Raw genomic sequence first — 17,771 nt, forward strand, 5'->3', positions numbered from 1 at the left:
GGCGCAGCCTCGCTCTGAATCAGAAGCACGGGAAATCACGCGCAGTGGGCGAGGTTGCCGCGCAGGGCCAGCAGCACGCGGCCATCCTCGACCTTCGCCTCGTGGCGATGGGCGCAGCCCTGGTCGGGAGCCACGGCTTCACCGCTGGCCAGCTCTATCTGCCAGTTGTGCAGGGGGCAGGCCACGCGCTTGCCGTAGATCAGTCCCTGGGACAAAGGGCCGCCCTTGTGCGGGCAGCGGTCATCGAGGGCGAAGACTTCGTCGTCAGAGGTGCGGAAGATCGCGATGTCGCCCTGGGGGCCGGCGATGACGCGCGAGCCCAGCGGGTTGATGTCGTCCAGGGCGCAGATGTCGAACCAGTTCATGGGGTGTCTCCGGCAATCGGGTAGTAAGGGCCCCGATGGTGGGGCCCGGCGGGCACTCAGGCGGGCTCCAGCTGCTTTAGCGGAATCCGTTCGAATTCCTTCTTCAGCGGTTGCTGGGCGATGCGCTCCTGCCACGGGTCCTGCTCCAGCGACAGGGAGAATTGCAGGCGTGCATTGAGCGCCTGGCGGTTCTCCGCGTCGTCGAGCACGGCCTTCCTGATGTGCTGCATGCCGACCCGTTGCAGGTAGTGCACGGTGCGCTCCAGGTAGAAGGCTTCCTCGCGGTAGAGTTGGAGGAAGGCGCCGCTGTACTCGCGCACCTCGTCGGCGGTCTTGAGCTTGACGAAGAACTCCGCCACCTCGGTCTTGATTCCGCCGTTGCCGCCGATGTACAGCTCCCAGCCCGAATCCACGCCGATGATGCCGATGTCCTTGATGCCGGCCTCGGCACAGTTGCGCGGGCAGCCGGAGACCGCCAGCTTGACCTTGTGCGGCGACCACATGTTGAACAGGTCGTGCTCCAGGTCGATGCCCAACTGGGTCGAATTCTGCGTGCCGAAGCGGCAGAACTCGCTGCCCACGCAGGTCTTCACGGTGCGGATGGATTTGCCGTAGGCATGGCCGGAGGGCATGTCCAACTCCTTCCAGATTGCCGGCAGGTCATCCTTTTTGATGCCCAGCAGGTCGATGCGCTGGCCGCCAGTAACCTTGACCATGGGCACCTGGTACTTGTCGGCGACGTCGGCGATGCGCCGCAGTTCGGCGGCGTTGGTCACGCCGCCCCACATGCGCGGGACCACCGAGTAGGTGCCGTCCTTCTGGATGTTGGCGTGGGCGCGTTCGTTGATCAGGCGCGACTGCGGGTCATCCTTCGCCTCTCCCGGCCAGGTGGAGATCAGGTAGTAGTTGAGTGCCGGGCGGCAGGTGGCGCAGCCGTCCGGAGTGCGCCACTCCATGAAGCGCATGGCGGCGCTCAGGCTGATCAGGTGATGGTCGCGGATCGCCTGGCGTACCTGGCCGTGGTTGAGGTCGCTGCAGCCGCAAATGGCTTTCTCGCTCTTGGGCTTCACGTCCGCCGCGCCGCCCACGGTACTGATGAGGATCTGTTCGACCAGCCCTGCGCAGGAGCCGCAGGAACTGGCGGCCTTGGTGTGCTTCTTCACCTCGTCGACGCTGAACAGGCCGTTCTCCTGGATCGCCTTGACGATGGTGCCTTTGCACACGCCGTTGCAGCCGCAGACTTCGGCGCTGTCGGGCATGCTCGCCGCGCTGCTTTGGCCCTGGTGGCCGACGTCGCCCAGACTGCTTTCGCCGAACATCAGGTGGTCGCGGATCTGCGCGACGTTGTGGTTCTCGCGGATCTGCCGGAAATACCAGCCGCCGTCGGCGGTATCGCCGTAGAGGCAGGCGCCGACCAGCACGTCGTCCTTGATCACCAGTTTCTTGTACATGCCGCCGATGGGGTCGGAGAGGGTGATGGTCTCGGTGCCTTCGCCGCCCATGAATTCACCGGCGGAGAACAGGTCGATGCCGGTGACCTTGAGCTTGGTGGAGGTCACCGAGCCCTGGTAGCGGGCGAAACCGAGCATGGCCAGGTGGTTGGCGCAGACCTTGGCCTGCTCGAACAACGGCGCCACCAGGCCGTAGGCGATGCCGCGGTGGCTGGCGCATTCGCCCAGGGCGTAGATGCGCGGGTCGTAGGTCTGCAGGGTGTCGTTCACCAGGATGCCGCGGTTGCAGGGCAGGCCGGTCTTTTCCGCCAGTTCGGTGTTGGGGCGGATGCCGGCGGCCATCACCACCAGGTCAGCGGCGATCACTTCGCCGTCCTTGAAGCGGATGGCGCAGACGCGGCCGCTGCCGTCGTCGATCAGCTCTTCGGTGTGGGTGTTCAGGCGGAAGTGGATGCCGCGCGATTCCAGCGCTTCCTGCAGCAGCTTGCCGGCGGTGCGGTCCAGCTGGCGCTCCAGCAGCCAGTCGGAGAGGTGCACCACGGTGACGTCCATGCCGCGTTGCTTGAGGCCGTTGGCCGCCTCCAGGCCGAGCAGGCCGCCGCCGATGACCACTGCGTGGCTACGGGTGCCGGCGGTGTCGATCATGGTCTGGGTGTCGGCGATGTCGCGGTAGCCGGTCACGCCCTGCAGGCGGCTGCCCGGCACCGGCAGGATGAAGGGGTTGGAGCCGGTGGCGATCAGCAGGCGGTCGTACTCGGCCTCGGTGCCATCTTCGGCGTACACCTTGCGACGATGGCGGTCGATGCGGGTGACCTTGCGGTTGAGCAGCAGGCGGATGCCGTTCTCGCTGTACCAGTTGAGGTCGTTGAGGACGATGTCCTCGAAGGCCTGCTCGCCGGCCAGCACGGGGGAGAGCAGGATGCGGTTGTAGTTGGGGTGGGGCTCGGCGCCGAACACGGTGATGTCGTAGAGGTCGGGCGCGATCTTCAGCAGTTCTTCGAGGGTGCGTACGCCGGCCATGCCGTTGCCGATCAGTACGAGCTTGAGCTTTTTCATGTCAGGGCTCCGCGTCACGGAAAAATCACGGAAAACAAAAAAGGCGTCCCGCCGGTTACCCAGCGAGGACGCCTTTGTCCAAGTCCCGTTCGATCGGGAAGTGCGAGCCTCTTCGTTGAGGGACGCGCTTTTGTAGATTGTTGAAACGGTTATTGCAGGGGCTGTGCCAACTTGCTCGATCTCCGGTTTCCGGGGCTTTCAGGTAGATCGCCCGGAGAATCGTCGTTTTTGCTGCACTGCGGTGATGCGTTCTGGGCCGAACTGGTGCGCCCTTAGCCCTGGTGCAACAACCAGAGCAGCAACCCCAGGTTGATCGCCAGGGAGGCGAGGGCAACGCCGCGCCAGACTCTCAGCGGCTCGCGCTCCAGCAGGGGGCGCGGACGCGCTGGTGCCTGCCGTTCGCCTTGTTCCAGGGCGAGCAGGCATTCCTCGGCGGTCTCGAAGCGCTGCTGCGGCGGGGCGGCGGTCAGTTTTGCCAGCCAGTCGTCGAGCCAGGCCGGTATATCCGGGCGATAGCGGCTGGCCGGTGTGGGCGTGCCGAAACGCGGATGCTGGAAGGCTTCGATCTCGCCATAGGGGTATTGGCCGCAGAGCAGTCGATACAGCGTGACACCGGCGGCGTAGAGGTCCTGGCGCGCATCCGGCGGCGCGCCCTGGAAGGATTCCGGCGCCAGGTAGCTCGGGGTGCCGGGCAGGTCGTGCGGGTCTTCCTGCGACAATCCGGGGCAGTAGGCGAGGCCGAAGTCCAGCAGGCGCAGTTCGCCGTCGTCGGCCCAATGCAGGTTTTCCGGCTTGATGTCGCGGTGCAGGATGTTGCGCCTGTGCAGTTGGCCCAGGCCACGTAGCAGGCGCTGGGCGAGGTCGAGCCAGTCGGGCAGGTTCAGCAGGCCGTTGCGTTTCAGGTGCTCGTCCAGCGTCTGTCCCGGATACTCACGCATCACGTAATAGAGGTGCTGGCGCTGCGGCAGGCTGTGCAGTTCGGGGAAGCAGCGGCCTTGCACGCGACGCAGAAACCATTCCTCCAGCAGCAGCGACTGGGCGGCTTCCGGAGAATCGCGCAGCGCTGGCGGCAAGGTCTTGAGCAGCCAGGGACGATTCTGCCGGTCGCGCACGCGGTAGATCAGCGACTGGCGGGACTGGGCCAGCTTGCCTTCGACCTGCCAGCCCTCGAATTCATGGCCGTCTCTGAGCGAGGGCGACGCTGGCCAGTGGACGAGTTGGGCAAGGGCGTCGCCGAGGCTCGCGGGCGGCAGTTCGTCCACCTGCAGCAGCAGGGCGCTGGCGTTGTCCTGGCTGCCGGCCAGGTGGGCGGCGCTGACCAGTGCGTCGACGCAGGCTTGCAGGCTCTGTGCGTCCTCCAGCAGGCGCTGGATGGCACTGTCGCCCAGGGCGGCCCAGATGCCGTCGCTGACCAGCAGGAAGCGTTGCCCGGCTTCCAGTTCTCCGTCGCGGTAGTCCACCACCAGGTGTTGGTCCAGGCCCAGTGCGCGCTTGAGCACGTGTTGCATGCCGGGTTGTTCCCAGACGTGATCCTGGGTCAGGCATTCCAGTGTTCCTGCGTGCCAGCGGTACAGGCGGCAATCGCCGACGTGGGCAAGGGTGAATCGCCGGCCCCGCAGGACCAGCGCGGTGAGGGTGGTGAGCAGCGGCTGGCCGCCGCCGTTGGCCTGCAGCCAGCGGTTCTGCGAGATCAGCAGGCGGTCGAGGGCCTGGGCGACGGCCCAGGTCTCGGGAGTGGCGTAGTAGTCGGCGGCCAGCGCCTGCAGGGTCAGGCGCGCGGCCAGGCCGCCGTCGGCGCACTGGCTGACGCCGTCGGCGATGGCGAACAGGTGCCCCTTGCTGGCGGCCAGTCCGGCGGGCGGGGTGACCACCCGCAGGGCGTCCTGGTTCTCGGCGCGCGGGCCGGTGGCGCTGGCCTGGGCGAAGCTCAGGCGCAGCTCATTGCAGGAGCGAGCTTGTGACCCACAGGGAAGTGGGGAATGCCGAATATTGTCGGGAACAGAGTCGGCCTCGCGAACGCCTTCCTCGGTGACCTCCGCAGCAAGCGGTTCGCGAGCTAGCTCGCTCCTACAAGGGCGCATCGTTCAGACCCGCGCCGCGGTAACGGCCGCGCTGCCCCAGGTGGTGCGCCAGCGAGCCTTCACCGCGTGCAGGCCGAACCAGGCCAGTACGCCGAGGCTGGCGAACAGCCAGAGGCCGATCTGGTAGTCACCGGTAGCCTGCTTGATCGCACCCAGGCCGGCCGTCAGGCAGAAGCCGCCGATGCCGCCGGCCATGCCGATCAGACCGGTCATCACGCCGATGGTCTGGCGGAAGCGTTGCGGCACCAGCTGGAATACCGCTCCGTTGCCCGCGCCCAGGCTGAGCATGGCCACCACGAAGAGGCTGAGCGCGGCCACTGCGCTGGGCAGGTGGAAGCCCACGGCGGCGATGCAGATAGCGGCGACGGTGTACATCACCAGCAGGCTGCGGATGCCGCCGATGCGATCGGCCAGGGCACCGCCCAGCGGGCGCATCAGGCTGCCGGCGAAGACGCAGGCGGCGGTGTAGTAGCCGGCTTTCACCGGGTCGAGGCCGTACTGGTCGTGGAAGTAACCGGGCAGGGTGCTGGCCAGGCCGAGGAAGCCGCCGAAGGTCACACTGTAGAAGAACATGAACCACCAGCTGTCACGGTCGCCCAGGGCCTTCAGGTAATCCGCCAGAGACTTGACCGGCGGCCGCTCCGGGGCGTTGCGGGCGAGCAGGGCGAACACCAGCAGGGTGGCCAGTAGCGGGATCAGCGCGAAGCCGAAAACGTTCTGCCAGCCGAAGGCGGCAGCGATGGCCGGGGCGAACAGGGCCGTCAGCACCGTGCCGGAGTTGCCCGCGCCGGCGATGCCCATGGCCTTGCCCTGGTGCTGTGGCGGGTACCACTGCGAGGCCAGTGGCAGCGCCACGGCGAACGAGGCGCCGGCCATGCCCAGCAGCACACCGAGGATCATCGCCTGCTCCAGGCTGTGGATGCCCAGCTGCCAGGCGCCGAACAGCGCGCAGATGACGATGATCTGACCGAGGATGCCCGCGGCCTTGGGTGACCAGCGATCGGCCAGCAGGCCCATCAGGAAGCGCAGGATGGCGCCGGAGAGGATTGGCGTGGCGACCATCAGCGCACGCTGTTGGGTGGTCAGTTGCAGGTCGGTGGCGATCTGCACGGCCAGCGGGCCGAGGACGTACCAGACCATGAAGCTCAGGTCGAAATACAGGAAGGCGGCGAAGAGGGTCGGCGCATGGCCGGCTTTCCAGAAACTCGTGTTCATCGAACACCTCATCAGCAACGGTTGAGGGCTCCGGTCAGGCGCTCACGTGGCAGCCGCCGGGCTCGGGAAAGGTCCTGCTGAGCCCCTGCGCCGGGGCAAACGAAAAAGGCGTCGCTCCACCCACCGCAAGCTGCGGGTGTGGATGCGACGCCTTTGTCGTAGGTTGGGTAATCGCCGTTGACTACCGCCGCCCTTTACTGAGCAAGGTGCGGGCCAAGGTGACAGAACCCCGACGGATCAGGGCGATGCCGGACGAGGTGGGATCAGCAATGATCCAACGTGGGGCGCTCCGATGGATGGCGCGCGCCCTGCTGGAGCGTCAGGCGATCCAGTTGACGTTGGGGAAGGTGTCGCGGAATGCCGTCGGTATCTCCACGACCTTGCCGATCTTGTAGTCGAAGAACACGAAGCCGGACTTGGCCATCGCCACCAGGGTTCCGTCGGCCGGGCGGGTGATGCGGAAGATGATGTCGCCGCCGTACTTGTTGAAATCCATGACGCCGACCTCGAACAGCAACTGGTCGCGGGCGTGGGCTTCGGCGCGGTAGGTGGTGGCGAGGTCGGTGACGATGATGCCGGTCTCGCGGATGCCGTAGTCGAACAGGAAGCGCGCGCGGGCCTCGGAGATCATCGAGATCATCGAGTCGTTGCCCAGGTGGTTGGCGCCGTTGATGTCGGTGACGCGGACGGTGAGCTTGGTGCTGTAGATGAACAGTTCTTCGGGGAATTCCAGTTTCAGGCGGGCCATGGCGATCTCGGTGACAAGGCGGCGGGTAGTGCGGATGTGCCGCGCATTCTACGCGCAGTCCGCTGCTCCCGCGCCTCATCAGGCCACTGAATGGCGGGTCAGCGATGCGCCATGTTCAGGTGGAAGACGGTCACCCGCGCACCCTCGCCGCTGTTGCCGTAGTTGTCGTTGATATAGGCCCCGGCCTTGAAGTAGAGCAGTTGCTTGGACCAGGTGGTGCTGAGGATCTTGCGGTAGTAGTTGGCGCGGCCGTCGGAGGTTTCCACGCGAATGGCCAGGTTGCCCACCGAGGTGACGCGCAGGCTGTAGTTGAAGGCCTGATCCAGCGCGATGTTGTCGATCAGCGGCACATTGATGCTGGCCCTGTCGTCGGGGTGGTTGCGTACCAGGGCTTCGAGTCGGCCGCTCGCCAAGGTTGGCAGATAGTGGTACTGCAGCTTGACCAGTGGCTCGCCATCACCGGTATAGGGCGAGCGGCTGTGGATCTGGCCGATGATGATCTTGTTCTTCGATGGCACCTGCTGGACGCTCATGGTCACGCGCAGCTCGTTGTCGCCCTGGTTGTAGTACCAGTTGGCGACTTCGCCGGCGGTGGTTGTCTCGCGCAGTTCACTGCGGGGATAGACGCTGTCGGAGGTGTGCGAGCCGGTGACGGGCACCCAGAACACCAGCTGGTTGCCGTCTCTCTTGAAGTAGCGGCTCTGGTAGCCCCTGGCGATCTGCTCGGTGGTGACTTCGGTGGGGCGTGGGTCGGTGGGAACGCTGAGGTTCCAGGTGCTGAGGTCGATCATGGGCTTGCCCTTGCTGAGCCGCGTGTGCGGCGAGGTCGGGTGGGCGCCGAGGTGCCTAGCCGGCGGCGGCCACTGCGATGCGCCATCGAACCCTGCCGATGACGCTCCGGGGGCCCGGCCTGGAGCCGGGCGGGCGCAGCATAGGATGTTGCCGGGAGGGCAGGGGCCAGCTTGGCGGCTGGCGAAATGATCGCGCCGTGCCGTCGCTGGCAGATGGCCGGTCTCAGTGCCCGAGCATTTCATGCATGGGTATGTCGGAAGGCGTGCATCTCTACAGCCCAGTTGTATCAAGCACTGCAGCCATTGATGCGGATTTCCCGCCGAAAGCAGTGCGTGACTTTTGCGTGACTTCGCGTGATTTCTACCCCTTCGCCCTCCTCAGAATCGTCAGCACCGGCCCGCGCGAATCGGTCGCCGACACCTTGTTCGCAGCCTCGATCAGCAATCCGAGTTCTGCGCCCGAATAGTGGCTGGTCACGCTGCCGTTCTTGTGTCCCAATAGCACCTTGCGGTCCTCTAGAGATACGCCTGCTGCCCTCAGTCGTCGGCCAAACGAATGCTTGAGGTCATGCACGCGGACCGTGGCGAAGCCGGAGTGTGCGGCGGTCCCGTGGAGTTTCTCCCACTTGGCCGCCGCCCGCTTCCGAGCCGCTATCCATGCCGGGGTGTACAGCCTGACCATCGGCCCTCCAAATCTGCCATATGGGAAGACGTACACCGGATCTAGGCCGCGCTGCCCATCGACGACTTTTGCGGCTACCTCATTGAGGATCACCAGGCGATCGTCGCGATTCTTCACTCCGGCCTTCGATCCGCGCCCTCCGAAGTCGGCTGGTATCAAGAAGACACTGGCATTCAGCTCCGGAACCTTGATCTCCCACTCCCACTTCAGCTTGCATACCTCCTGCTCACGGCATCCGACGTTGACCTTGTACAGCGCCATGCGGCGTACATGGTCGGGCAACTCGGCGAATAGCAGGCTTTGCTCCCCCCATGACAACGGGTATGGCTTCCGGCTATTCAGTCGCAGGTCCAGGCGCGTGATCAGCGGTACCGTGTCCAGCCATGGTCGCTTATCCTCGTCCCGCCACTTCCGTGCTGACACATTCAGAATCCGCATCACCCGCTCCAGGGCGATGTTGATGGTTCTGTGCGACACGCCTTCTTCTAGCCGCTGTTTGACGAATGGTGCCAATGCTTCGTCGTCTACGTGTGTCAGCGGAACATCACCGATGAAAGGATCGAGTTGCTTCAGGCAGCGCGCAGTCAGCTTGATCGACGGCTGATCCTTTTTCTCCAGCAGGTAGCGTGTAGCTGCCTCCCGCCAGATTCTCACCCTACGCACTCCGTACACCTTTTCCTGACGAATCAGTTCCAGGCGACGTATCAGGTACCTTTCCGCTTCGGCCCTGTCACCAGTGCCAGTGCTCTCGTAAAGTCGTTCTCCGTTGATTTTCTTGTCGATATGCCAGATCCCGTTCCTCTGCGAGAGGCCCGTGATTCCTTTTCGCGCCATTGCGTTGACTCCTTGGCGCTCGCTGCGCCCTGATTCTTGGCCGAATTCGCAGCCTTGGCAATCGCCTGCTGCTCGATGTATCTGTCAGCCCACGCATCAAGCTCTTCACGGTCGAAGCCGACACCGCGGGAGCCGATAGGGAACTCGTGTACGTGCGGGCGTACTGTTTTGTTGAACTCGTCACGGCACATGCCGAGATAGGCCGGCGCGTCTTTGGCGCGGATGAACCTCGGGACAAAAGGAGACTGTCGCCGACGTAGTTCCGGCGCTAGAAGAGCGGACATAGGTTCACCTCGCGCCGTAGTGGCGCAATGGCAGGGAGTGGGGTAGGTCAGGCGCTGAGCCTGTGCTTTACGGTGCGGCGCGCCAGTTCAACGAGCCACTCAGCCAGGGCCGGCGGCGTGTGTTCCCGTTCGGCCTTGGTGATCGACGGAAGCCTGGGATAGCTCCGGGTAGGTCTGACGCAGTGAGTTGGCTTGCCCGTGCGGCGCGGAATTGCTGGGATGTCTGACGGCGAGCAGCCGACGATGTACAGCCAAGTCGCCTTCTCGGCGCGGTGCCCCCAGTGGAACTGCTCTATCTCCAGCGTCCAGCCGCCGAACTCGTCGGGGAACTCTCCGGGGTGGGGCATATGGCAGTGGTTGAAGAGCGTGCTTTCCGCGGGATGCTCAAGCACGCCCCCCCATGTTCTGACCTGATCTACCGCCAAAGGCCCAAGAGCTTTCTCGTCAGGACGCCCTTTGGCGAACTGGCGAAGTCGGCCCCAGGTTCGGCAAGGTGGGTGCGCCACCACCGGAATCCCACCGACGAACGTCCTCGCGTCCCGATCAATGTCGAATACGTCGCAGCCTGCTTCGAGCGCGCCGGAGTAGTTGCAGCAGCACGAGCGTTTCACCGCAGCACGCGGACCATAGGCCGCCTCGCCAAGCAATTTGGCGTTGAGTTCAAGACCGATACCGAACGACAGCTTGAGCGGCGCCGGAAGGAACGCGCAGCGCTTGCCCCGGCAGTTCTGAAGCTCGCCCGCCAGCGCCTCAGCCAAGCACAGATTTGCGAGGCGCTCGGCATCACAAGATGGGTTCTGCGGCACATCGCCGAGGAACACCACATCGACATCAACAGCCGTTCCTACGGATGAATCCCTTGCATCACGTCCTATAGGCGCCTCCACGGCGCCTTCTTTTTGAGGTGTGCCATGGAAACAGACTTCCCCGAGATTGAAGAACGGTTCGCGGCTGATGCCTGGCGAGAGGCGGTATACGTCGATCACAGGATCACTCACGACGACTTGGATGACCTGGTTGCACAGTTCCTCGGCGCGGGCAACCAGATCACGCAGGTTGCAACCGGCGCACAGAATGCTACGACCTCTGAATACAACGGTCGCATCGTATCCACCAGCGTTTCCGGCCTTACCGCAGCAGAGAACCAAAAAGCCAAGGCAGCACTCAACCGCAGCCGCCACGCCGAGCACGACGCTCAGATCGTCTCACGGCTACAGGCCATGCTGCCGACCATGCTCAAGCGCAACGAGATGGCCAAGGCGCTGCAGATCAGCGATCACACCATGCAGCGCATCCTGGCGAACTACTTCGGCAGGGATGAGCGTGTGAATCACCTCCGTAAGATCGAGCGCGGATTCGGATCGAACAAGGTCAAGACGATCCATGATGCCGAATGGCTACTTTCTCACGGACGGATCGCAGAAGTCCGCGGCGTAAAGTTCAAGCGATGCTGCAGATGCAAAACCGACAAGACCGTCGACGAGTACTACGCCGATAACGCTCGATCATCCGGAATTTCGAGCAGTTGCCGCGAGTGCGACAAGGCCGCCAACGCGGAATTCCGCGAGAAACAGCGCCAAATCAAAGCTGTTTAAGCCACCCCACCCCATCCCTTACACGCCATAAGCAGTGCTACAGCGCTTAGGCGGAGCTTTGTCTGGAGAAACCATGACTCGCGAAGAAGCATACAACGCAGTGGCCAAGATCGCCGCGGAGCACGCGCTGATTTTCCAGGGATTCGGTGGCGTACTTACCATTGTCAGCCCCGATACCCAGCGTCGCGAGGGTATCGAGGAGCAATGCCTGTACATGGCTGGTATGCAGGTTGTTCGGCCGTGAAGCCATTCGCCAGATCGATGCACTTGAACATGGCCAGCATCAGGATCAGGGCGCCGAGCCAGCCGAGGTCGAGGGTCTTGAGCTTCATGGCCTAACCTCCATCTCACACCGCCACATGCCCTTGCACTTAAACGGCGATCTCCTGAACTCCAGATACGAAAAGCCCTGATTTCTCAGGGCTTGGATTAGGGCGGGGAAGTTGGGCGCGATGTACGTCATGCGGCATTCCTCCCGAGCACTCTAGCCGTGCAGGCCTTGTCTTGGTCCATGATGTCGGCCATCAGCCGAATGGATTCACCAGGGGTTACGGTGCAGTCCATCTCAGCCATGGCCAGAAGGCCGCGGGTGTATGCGATCTGGGTTGGTGGATATGGCGACGTGGCGCTCAGCTCTATCTCGCGCTTGATGAACTCGTACCGGGTCATGCTGCCTCCCATCCGTAGTCGTCGCCGCGGTCGAAGTCACTGTCATCTCGCTCGTCATCCACCTGAAGCCAAAGCTCTTCCTCAATGAACTCTGCGTACTTCTCGGCAAGTGCTGCGCAGCCATTGGCGCCCAGATCCTCAGTGTTGTTGTCCTCGTCGTAGATAAGGCCAGAAACAACCTCAAACTCCATCTCGCGGTAACCGTAGTAGTCCCAGTCGCTGTCCCAGGTGCTGCGATCTCCCTTGCCATGGTGGTTCTCCTGGTTGTCATCCCAAAGCGCCCGATCACTCAGGCGCTTCAGTGATGCTTTCCCGCCGCGCTCAGCAATCTGGCGTCTCGCGCGGCGTCTATCTCTGCGGTGATGGTTACTGCTGCATTGGCTGGTTCCTCCTCTGGTTGTTGGGTTGAGAACTCTCCGGTAGGCCTGATCGCTCCGGAACCCAATGTCCGACAGCAGAACCGGAACCTGGAGCTCGGCGCCATCAGTCGAGGCATCAAGGCGATGGCCAAGGAGCTGAACTTGCCCATCGTGGTGCTGGCCCAGCTCAACCGCAGCATCGAGACCCGCTCGAACAAGTGCCCTCAGATGAGCGACCTGCGTGACTCCGGCGAGATCGAGCAGGACGCCGACGTGATCATGATCGCCCACCGTGACCCTGAGTCCGACATGGGCCGCGCTGGAGTTACCGAGATTCACGTCCCCAAGCATCGCCATGCCCCAACCGGCATGTGTCTGCTCCAGCACCAGGGTCAGTTCGCCCGTTTTGTGAACTTCGCCGGCCAGCGCGAGCAACAGCAAGCAGTTGCCCAGGCCCGACCATCCGCGAAATCCATGATCGCTGACTTCAAGCCGCGAGGTGTCCAGTGATGAAGCGCTGCTGGAAGGTAATCCTGCCGGGGTGCCCGGCATTCACGATGATCCTGATGGAAGACTGCGACCCGCTGCAGGTCGTGCAGAGCATCTGGCCGGAGGCGACTGTGCAATGACTCCCGCAAAACAAGAAATCCTCATGCAAGGCCAGACCGGAATCGCCAGGAAGGTCTACGACTGCGTTCCCATCGCTGAACCCTGGACTTCGTTCCAAGTGATGACTGCTATGCGGAACATGACCGGTAGCACTCCCGATTCCAGGATCGTCTCCGGCTGCCTGTCGTCCCTGGTGGATTCTGGCCTGATCAAGAAGACCGGCCGCGATTCCTTCCAGCGTATTCCCGTCGAACCGAAGACCAAAACCCAGGAGCTGAAGATGGCCGAGCCCGCCAAGAAAGTCGAAGTGCAGAAAGTCGCCATGGTTGAGCAGAAGCGTGTGGTTTCGCCGCTGGAGATGCTGGGCGAGCTGGCCACTGAGATCGTCGGGGTCGGGGAGCACATCAAGCGCCTGGCGGCCAGGGTCGAGGATGTGGCACTGGCAGTCGAGCAGGAGCGCGAAGCCAATGCCAAGTCCATGGAGAGCTACCGCCAACTCAAGGCTCTGCTGAAGAGCCTGCAAGGGGAGGGTGAGTAATGGCTGACCTCTCCCTTCTCGTAATCCCCGCCTTCTTCGGCTTCCTCTCGCTTGAGCGTGGGGATCTCATCGGCGCATGCATCTGCATCGCTCTGGCTGCAGTCATAGGAGTTGCCTGAATGGACATCGTAGATCTTGCCAACGACTACGCCGAGCAGGAACTAGCAGACCGTCTCTTTGGCCGCGTGCAGTACGTAGGGCAGAGCGCTACTCACTGCGAGGACTGCGGTGAGGAGATTCACCTGCTGCGGCGTGAGGCTGTGCCGGGTGTGCGCCGCTGCGTTGACTGCCAAGAGATCAGTGAGGTGCGGAAATGAAGCCAGCCAATTTCGCGCCAGTCTACGCCTGTGTCTACGCACAACTTGCCGAGGTAGCACGCCAGCACGGCTATGCGCTTTCGATCCACGGTAGCCTCGCTGCTGACTTCGATCTGGTGTGCATCCCATGGGCAAAGGAAGTTAGCGAACCCCAGACCGTCGTCGACCAGATCACTCGCGAGTTTGCCATCGAGCAAGTGACTGGGTACGAACAGAAAGAGCACGGACGCATCGCCACCACGATCAGTTTCTCGTTCGGTGAGTGCCGCCTCGACCTGTCGTTCATGCCATTCATGCGGGGGTCTGAGCTGGAGGAACGTCGCCATGGGTAGTGTCGAGAAAATTTTCGCCGGCGACGTAATTGACGACGCTAATCAGTTCTTCGCGCCGATGTCTGCCGACCTCGTGGACGGCCTGATCGGCCAGTACAACACGACCCGCGCCAGAATCAGCGCCATGGCCCAAGCCGTTCGCTCTGAGCAGTGCCACGGCGTGCTGCACTACTTCGTCGAGGGCAACGTCTCTGAGCAGCGCCACACGCTGCCGAAGGCCGTGGACCAGCTGTTCCGGGTGGAAGGCGCGATCGCCCAGCTAAATGCCGACTTCTGGAACCGCGCGCTTCGACTGACGGACGTGCTCGACTACATGCCGCAGGCGCGCCGCGAAGAGTGGTTCGAGCAGATCCGCAACCCGGAAGGGCGCAAGGCGAACCGCCATACCGGCGAGAAGGATATGCCTGCACTGCCGGAGTTCGAGGAACAGACCGTGCGGGCCACCCTGGGCGGCCTGCTGGCCAACCGCGCGCAGTTCCTCGCTGAGCGCGTCGACGGCATCTTCCGCGCCCTGAGCCGCCAGCACGTGACGAACCAGCCGCAGGGCTTCGGCAAGCGAATGATCATCCAGAATGTGTTCAGCTATCAGACCCACGGCCACATCAACGACCTGCGCTGTGTGATCGCGAAGTTCATGGGCCGCGACGAGCCGAAGTACGGCGCGACGGACCCTGTGACTAAGGCGGCGAGCCGCCAGAATGGCCAGTGGATGACGGTCGACGGCGGGGCGCTGCGCATTCGCGTCTACGGCGGGGTCGGCACGGCCCACCTGGAAGTCCACCCGGACATGGCCTGGCGCCTCAATGGCATCTTGGCCAGCATGTACCCGGCGGCAATCCCGGCCGAGTTCCGGACGAAGCCGAAGCGCGCGAAGAAGATCAAGGACTTCGAGCTATTCGACCGGCCGCTTCCGTTCGCTGTGGTCGGCATACTGGCGGGCATGCGCCAGGCAAGCGAGCGCATCAAGCCCGACTGGCCGGAGCGCTACCGCGACATCCCCAACGCCCTGCGCTTCGACTACGGCCAATACGACAAGGCCGCGATGGCCGAGGCCGAAAATGTGTTGGTCGCCCTCGGTGGCGTGAAGGAAAAAGGCTACTGGCAGTTCGACTATCACCCGCGCGAGGTGCTGGACCAGGTAGTTTGCTCAGGCTGCATCCCCGACCACAAGTCGCATCAGTTCTATCCAACTCCTGCGGGCGTTGCTGAGAAGGCAATCGAGTTTGCGAAAATTGGTCAGGACCATACCTGCCTTGAGCCGAGCGCCGGACAAGGCGGTCTGGCTGACCTAATGCCGTCCTCACGTACCATCTGCGTTGAGATCAGCGATCTGCACTGTCAGATACTGAAGGCTAAGGGGCACGTCACCATGCAGGCGGACTTCCTGCAGTTCGTTAGCGAGAAGCCGTTCGATCGCATCGTGATGAACCCTCCCTTCAGTGAGGGCCGGTGGCAGGCGCACCTGCAGCACGCTGCCAGCATGCTGAACCCGGTGAGCGGTAGACTCATCGCTATCCTGCCGGCTACGACCAAGGGTAAGCAGCTGCTAGAAGGCTTCGACCACGAGTATTCGCAAGTCTTCGAGAACGAGTTTTCCGGAACCTCGGTCAGCGTAGTGATCCTTGCTGCGGAGGTGCGCCATGGCTGACCGCACCTTCCGCATCCAGGGCGCCGCAGGAATTCGACCGGCCTTCGTTGCCGCCTGGAATCTCGTTCAGGGCCTCATGCGCGACGCGCAGGGTGGGTATGAGCTCGTCCTTCGCCCGCTCAAGTCCAAACGATCCATTGAGCAGAACAAGCGCTACTGGTCACTCCTGCGCGAGCTGGCCGCAGTTGCTTGGGTCGACAGCCGCCAATTCGACGATCAGGTCTGGCACGAGCAGTTCACCGGACATGCTGCAGGCGATTGGTGAACGCTTCGACCTCGACCCCTGCAGTCCAGGCGCTTCACACTGGGTTCCTGCTGACCGGGTGTTCACAATCAGCGATGACGGCCTGGCGCAGCCTTGGGATGGGTTCGTGTTCATGAATCCACCCTTTGGCGGACGGAATGGGCATGTGCCATGGCTGGAGAAGTTCCTGGCCCACGGCAACGGCATCGCCATTGTCCGCGCCTACACCAGCGCAGCCTGGTTCCATGAGCACGCGGTCAAAGGCCAGTTCAAGGGCCTGCTGGTGCTGGACCGCTGGCTGGTGCAGCCATCGCTGGAAAACCTTGTCACCGAGTTTGGTCCGAACCTCGGCAAGCCGAAGTTCTACACCGTGGTGGCGGATGCTCAGGCACTGATCAACCAGAAGATCCACTACACCCGCGTGATCCGCCTGGAAGGCGTCCAGCTCCCGTACTGGCAGCGCATCGCCGAGAACGGTTGGGGCCAGTCGGTGCTGGAGCGGCTGTGGGATCGCCTGATCGCTTTCGACAGCACCAGCTCAGGCGCCGCGCAGCTTGTCTACAAGGCGCACCTGCGGACCTACAAGGTCGAGAAGCTCCGCGAGCTGATCGCCATGGGTGGCAAGGCCTTCGAGGCCTTCGTCAAGCAGATGGAGATGATCCGGCTGTATCAATCCAACGAGGGGCTCACCCTCATGGACTCGTCGGACGAGTTCGAGGCGCATCAGTACAGCTTCTCCGGCTTGGCCGAGCTGTTGCTCAGCTTCGGCGAGCAGATCTCCGGCGCACTGCAGATTCCGCTGGTTCGCCTGTTCGGCCAATCACCTGGAGGTCTGAACAGCGCCGGAGACAGCGACCTGCGCACCTACTACGACAACGTGGCAGCCTGGCAGGACAGAGACCTGCGTCCAGGCGTCACCACGCTGTTGGAGGTTGTCTCGCGCTCGGTGCTGGGTAAGGAAATGCCCGAAGGCTGGGACTTCCAGTTCCGACCGCTCTGGCAGCTCACTGACACCGAGAAGGCGGACATCGGTAGCAAGGACACCTCGTCGATCGTCGAGGCCTACGACGCCGGGATCATCAGCCGGGCGACGGCACTGAAGGAAATGCGCCAGTCCAGCCAGACCACCGGCCTCTGGTCGAACATCACCGACGAGGACATCACGGAGGCGGAGAACGACCCGCCGCCTGGTGCCGAGACTCTGGAACTGCCCGATGCGAACGATCGACCGGAAGAAAAACCGGAATCCGGTCAAGACCAGCCGGGCGGAGCGTGAGTACCAGCGCAGCCTGACCCAGGTGGCCCGACAGGTCGGATCGATCATCAACGGCTTCCCGCCAGGTGATCCCGCCGCCGACCCGACCATCAGCCAAATCCTGCGCCGGTACGCTGATGCGCTGAACGACTGGGCCATCGCCACTGGCGGACGAATGATTGCCGACGTGAACCAGCAGGACCGGAAGGCCTGGGCGGCACGCACCGAGGAGATGGCCAAGGCGCTGCGGGACGAAATCCTGCACGCCGACACCGGCGCGACGATGCGTGGGCTCCTCGCCGAACAGGTCACGCTGATCAAGAGCATCCCGCTCGACGCCGCCAAGCGAGTGCACGACCTGACGGTGCAGGGGATCGAGGACGCCACCAGGGCGAACGAGATCGCGAAGGAGATTCAGCGCTCCGGCGAGGTGGCTACCAGTCGCGCGCAGCTGATCGCCCGCACCGAGGTGTCGCGTACCGCTGCGACGCTTACCGAGGCTCGGGCCAAGGCCACCGGAAGCGAGGGCTACATCTGGCGGACTGCCCACGACGGCACGGTGCGCAGCTCGCACAAGGACATGGAAGGGAAGTTCATTCCCTGGTCCGACCCTCCCACCCTGGACAAGCTCACCGGCCACGCCGGCTGCCTGCCGAACTGCAGGTGCTGGCCAGAGCCCGTAATCCCCGAATGACACC

At 63.4% G+C, this 17,771-nt stretch carries 20 protein-coding genes; 10 read left to right on the forward strand and 10 right to left on the reverse strand.

The annotated features are described in order from the left end of the window. Positions 1-35 precede the first annotated feature (35 nt). From nirD to LDJ84_RS11650, 8 genes are all read right to left on the reverse strand, one after another. Positions 36-365 carry a nitrite reductase small subunit NirD gene (gene nirD, locus LDJ84_RS11610; RefSeq protein WP_084359110.1) on the reverse strand — a complete coding sequence of 110 codons (330 nt, stop codon included), beginning with the start codon at positions 363-365 and terminating at the stop codon, positions 36-38. Positions 366-421: 56 nt separating this feature from the next. Continuing rightward, positions 422-2,872, reverse strand: a complete 2,451-nt coding sequence (gene nirB, locus LDJ84_RS11615) for a nitrite reductase large subunit NirB (RefSeq protein WP_226046341.1) — start codon at positions 2,870-2,872, stop codon at positions 422-424. Between the two features lie 272 nt (positions 2,873-3,144). Then, positions 3,145-4,953, reverse strand: a complete 1,809-nt coding sequence (locus LDJ84_RS11620) for a bifunctional protein-serine/threonine kinase/phosphatase (protein WP_226046342.1) — start codon at positions 4,951-4,953, stop codon at positions 3,145-3,147. A 3-nt stretch (positions 4,954-4,956) separates the two neighbouring features. Continuing rightward, complete coding sequence (locus LDJ84_RS11625; protein WP_038803691.1) at positions 4,957-6,168, reverse strand: nitrate/nitrite transporter; 1,212 nt, start codon at positions 6,166-6,168, stop codon at positions 4,957-4,959. A 319-nt stretch (positions 6,169-6,487) separates the two neighbouring features. Continuing rightward, on the reverse strand, positions 6,488-6,916 hold the full coding sequence (locus LDJ84_RS11630) for a thioesterase family protein (RefSeq protein ID WP_024765720.1): 429 nt from the start codon (positions 6,914-6,916) through the stop codon (positions 6,488-6,490). Between the two features lie 98 nt (positions 6,917-7,014). Next, positions 7,015-7,707: a polysaccharide lyase family 7 protein gene (locus tag LDJ84_RS11635; RefSeq protein ID WP_065084155.1), complete on the reverse strand. Its 693-nt coding sequence runs from the start codon at positions 7,705-7,707 to the stop codon at positions 7,015-7,017. 361 nt (positions 7,708-8,068) lie between these two features. Then, positions 8,069-9,223: a tyrosine-type recombinase/integrase gene (locus tag LDJ84_RS11640; protein WP_318784720.1), complete on the reverse strand. Its 1,155-nt coding sequence runs from the start codon at positions 9,221-9,223 to the stop codon at positions 8,069-8,071. 331 nt (positions 9,224-9,554) lie between these two features. Beyond that, on the reverse strand, positions 9,555-10,493 hold the full coding sequence (locus LDJ84_RS11650) for a hypothetical protein (protein WP_226046343.1): 939 nt from the start codon (positions 10,491-10,493) through the stop codon (positions 9,555-9,557). An 18-nt stretch (positions 10,494-10,511) separates the two neighbouring features. Between LDJ84_RS11650 and LDJ84_RS11655 the strand changes: the two genes are divergently transcribed. Both LDJ84_RS11655 and LDJ84_RS11660 read left to right on the forward strand, forming a co-directional pair. Next, entirely contained in the window at positions 10,512-11,102 is a 591-nt protein-coding gene (locus tag LDJ84_RS11655) for a hypothetical protein (RefSeq protein WP_226046344.1), read from the forward strand. A gap of 73 nt (positions 11,103-11,175) precedes the next feature. Next, entirely contained in the window at positions 11,176-11,346 is a 171-nt protein-coding gene (locus LDJ84_RS11660) for a hypothetical protein (RefSeq protein WP_226046345.1), read from the forward strand. A gap of 215 nt (positions 11,347-11,561) precedes the next feature. Here LDJ84_RS11660 and LDJ84_RS11665 read toward each other — a convergent pair whose 3' ends face one another. Next, positions 11,562-11,771 carry a hypothetical protein gene (locus LDJ84_RS11665; protein ID WP_226046346.1) on the reverse strand — a complete coding sequence of 70 codons (210 nt, stop codon included), beginning with the start codon at positions 11,769-11,771 and terminating at the stop codon, positions 11,562-11,564. Further along, positions 11,768-11,962, reverse strand: a complete 195-nt coding sequence (locus tag LDJ84_RS11670) for a hypothetical protein (RefSeq protein WP_226046347.1) — start codon at positions 11,960-11,962, stop codon at positions 11,768-11,770. The genes LDJ84_RS11665 and LDJ84_RS11670 overlap by 4 nt, the downstream gene beginning before the upstream one ends. 312 nt (positions 11,963-12,274) lie before the next feature. On the opposite strand from LDJ84_RS11670, the gene LDJ84_RS11675 reads away from it, so the two are divergent. The 8 genes from LDJ84_RS11675 to LDJ84_RS11710 all read left to right on the forward strand — a co-directional run bounded on the left by LDJ84_RS11675 (position 12,275) and on the right by LDJ84_RS11710 (position 17,767). After that, a complete protein-coding gene (locus LDJ84_RS11675) occupies positions 12,275-12,640 on the forward strand; it encodes a DnaB-like helicase C-terminal domain-containing protein (RefSeq protein WP_318784721.1) in 366 nt (121 codons plus the stop codon). Positions 12,641-12,860: 220 nt separating this feature from the next. Further along, positions 12,861-13,277 carry a hypothetical protein gene (locus tag LDJ84_RS11680; protein ID WP_226046348.1) on the forward strand — a complete coding sequence of 139 codons (417 nt, stop codon included), beginning with the start codon at positions 12,861-12,863 and terminating at the stop codon, positions 13,275-13,277. A 119-nt stretch (positions 13,278-13,396) separates the two neighbouring features. Next, positions 13,397-13,594, forward strand: a complete 198-nt coding sequence (locus LDJ84_RS11685) for a TraR/DksA family transcriptional regulator (protein WP_017521974.1) — start codon at positions 13,397-13,399, stop codon at positions 13,592-13,594. Continuing rightward, positions 13,591-13,926 carry a hypothetical protein gene (locus tag LDJ84_RS11690; protein ID WP_226046349.1) on the forward strand — a complete coding sequence of 112 codons (336 nt, stop codon included), beginning with the start codon at positions 13,591-13,593 and terminating at the stop codon, positions 13,924-13,926. Before LDJ84_RS11685 ends, LDJ84_RS11690 begins: the two co-directional genes overlap by 4 nt. Beyond that, a complete protein-coding gene (locus tag LDJ84_RS11695; protein ID WP_226046350.1) occupies positions 13,919-15,574 on the forward strand; it encodes a DUF4942 domain-containing protein in 1,656 nt (551 codons plus the stop codon). The genes LDJ84_RS11690 and LDJ84_RS11695 overlap by 8 nt, the downstream gene beginning before the upstream one ends. Further along, a complete protein-coding gene (locus LDJ84_RS11700) occupies positions 15,567-15,839 on the forward strand; it encodes a hypothetical protein (protein WP_226046351.1) in 273 nt (90 codons plus the stop codon). Before LDJ84_RS11695 ends, LDJ84_RS11700 begins: the two co-directional genes overlap by 8 nt. 112 nt (positions 15,840-15,951) lie before the next feature. Continuing rightward, on the forward strand, positions 15,952-17,094 hold the full coding sequence (locus LDJ84_RS11705) for a DUF1073 domain-containing protein (RefSeq protein ID WP_226046352.1): 1,143 nt from the start codon (positions 15,952-15,954) through the stop codon (positions 17,092-17,094). Then, the gene (locus tag LDJ84_RS11710; protein WP_226046353.1) at positions 17,033-17,767 is read left to right on the forward strand and encodes a phage minor head protein; all 735 of its coding nucleotides are present in this window, start codon (positions 17,033-17,035) and stop codon (positions 17,765-17,767) included. Before LDJ84_RS11705 ends, LDJ84_RS11710 begins: the two co-directional genes overlap by 62 nt. Positions 17,768-17,771 lie beyond the last annotated feature (4 nt).

The sequence above is a fragment of the Pseudomonas sp. HS-18 genome (assembly GCF_020401845.1).
In the GTDB taxonomy this organism is placed as follows: domain Bacteria; phylum Pseudomonadota; class Gammaproteobacteria; order Pseudomonadales; family Pseudomonadaceae; genus Pseudomonas; species Pseudomonas nitroreducens.

Excerpts from the sequence above, each read along its gene's own strand:
- nirD (WP_084359110.1), bottom strand. The coding sequence starts at position 365 with ATGAACTGGTTCGACATCTGCGCCCTGGACGACATCAACCCGCTGGGC.
- nirB (WP_226046341.1), bottom strand. The coding sequence starts at position 2,872 with ATGAAAAAGCTCAAGCTCGTACTGATCGGCAACGGCATGGCCGGCGTA.
- LDJ84_RS11620 (WP_226046342.1), bottom strand. The coding sequence starts at position 4,953 with ATGCGCCCTTGTAGGAGCGAGCTAGCTCGCGAACCGCTTGCTGCGGAG.
- LDJ84_RS11625 (WP_038803691.1), bottom strand. The coding sequence starts at position 6,168 with ATGAACACGAGTTTCTGGAAAGCCGGCCATGCGCCGACCCTCTTCGCC.
- LDJ84_RS11630 (WP_024765720.1), bottom strand. The coding sequence starts at position 6,916 with ATGGCCCGCCTGAAACTGGAATTCCCCGAAGAACTGTTCATCTACAGC.
- LDJ84_RS11635 (WP_065084155.1), bottom strand. The coding sequence starts at position 7,707 with ATGATCGACCTCAGCACCTGGAACCTCAGCGTTCCCACCGACCCACGC.
- LDJ84_RS11640 (WP_318784720.1), bottom strand. The coding sequence starts at position 9,223 with ATGGCGCGAAAAGGAATCACGGGCCTCTCGCAGAGGAACGGGATCTGG.
- LDJ84_RS11660 (WP_226046345.1), top strand. The coding sequence starts at position 11,176 with ATGACTCGCGAAGAAGCATACAACGCAGTGGCCAAGATCGCCGCGGAG.
- LDJ84_RS11665 (WP_226046346.1), bottom strand. The coding sequence starts at position 11,771 with ATGACCCGGTACGAGTTCATCAAGCGCGAGATAGAGCTGAGCGCCACG.
- LDJ84_RS11670 (WP_226046347.1), bottom strand. The coding sequence starts at position 11,962 with ATGGAGTTTGAGGTTGTTTCTGGCCTTATCTACGACGAGGACAACAAC.
- LDJ84_RS11675 (WP_318784721.1), top strand. The coding sequence starts at position 12,275 with ATGGCCAAGGAGCTGAACTTGCCCATCGTGGTGCTGGCCCAGCTCAAC.
- LDJ84_RS11680 (WP_226046348.1), top strand. The coding sequence starts at position 12,861 with ATGACTGCTATGCGGAACATGACCGGTAGCACTCCCGATTCCAGGATC.
- LDJ84_RS11685 (WP_017521974.1), top strand. The coding sequence starts at position 13,397 with ATGGACATCGTAGATCTTGCCAACGACTACGCCGAGCAGGAACTAGCA.
- LDJ84_RS11690 (WP_226046349.1), top strand. The coding sequence starts at position 13,591 with ATGAAGCCAGCCAATTTCGCGCCAGTCTACGCCTGTGTCTACGCACAA.
- LDJ84_RS11695 (WP_226046350.1), top strand. The coding sequence starts at position 13,919 with ATGGGTAGTGTCGAGAAAATTTTCGCCGGCGACGTAATTGACGACGCT.
- LDJ84_RS11700 (WP_226046351.1), top strand. The coding sequence starts at position 15,567 with ATGGCTGACCGCACCTTCCGCATCCAGGGCGCCGCAGGAATTCGACCG.
- LDJ84_RS11705 (WP_226046352.1), top strand. The coding sequence starts at position 15,952 with ATGAATCCACCCTTTGGCGGACGGAATGGGCATGTGCCATGGCTGGAG.
- LDJ84_RS11710 (WP_226046353.1), top strand. The coding sequence starts at position 17,033 with ATGCGAACGATCGACCGGAAGAAAAACCGGAATCCGGTCAAGACCAGC.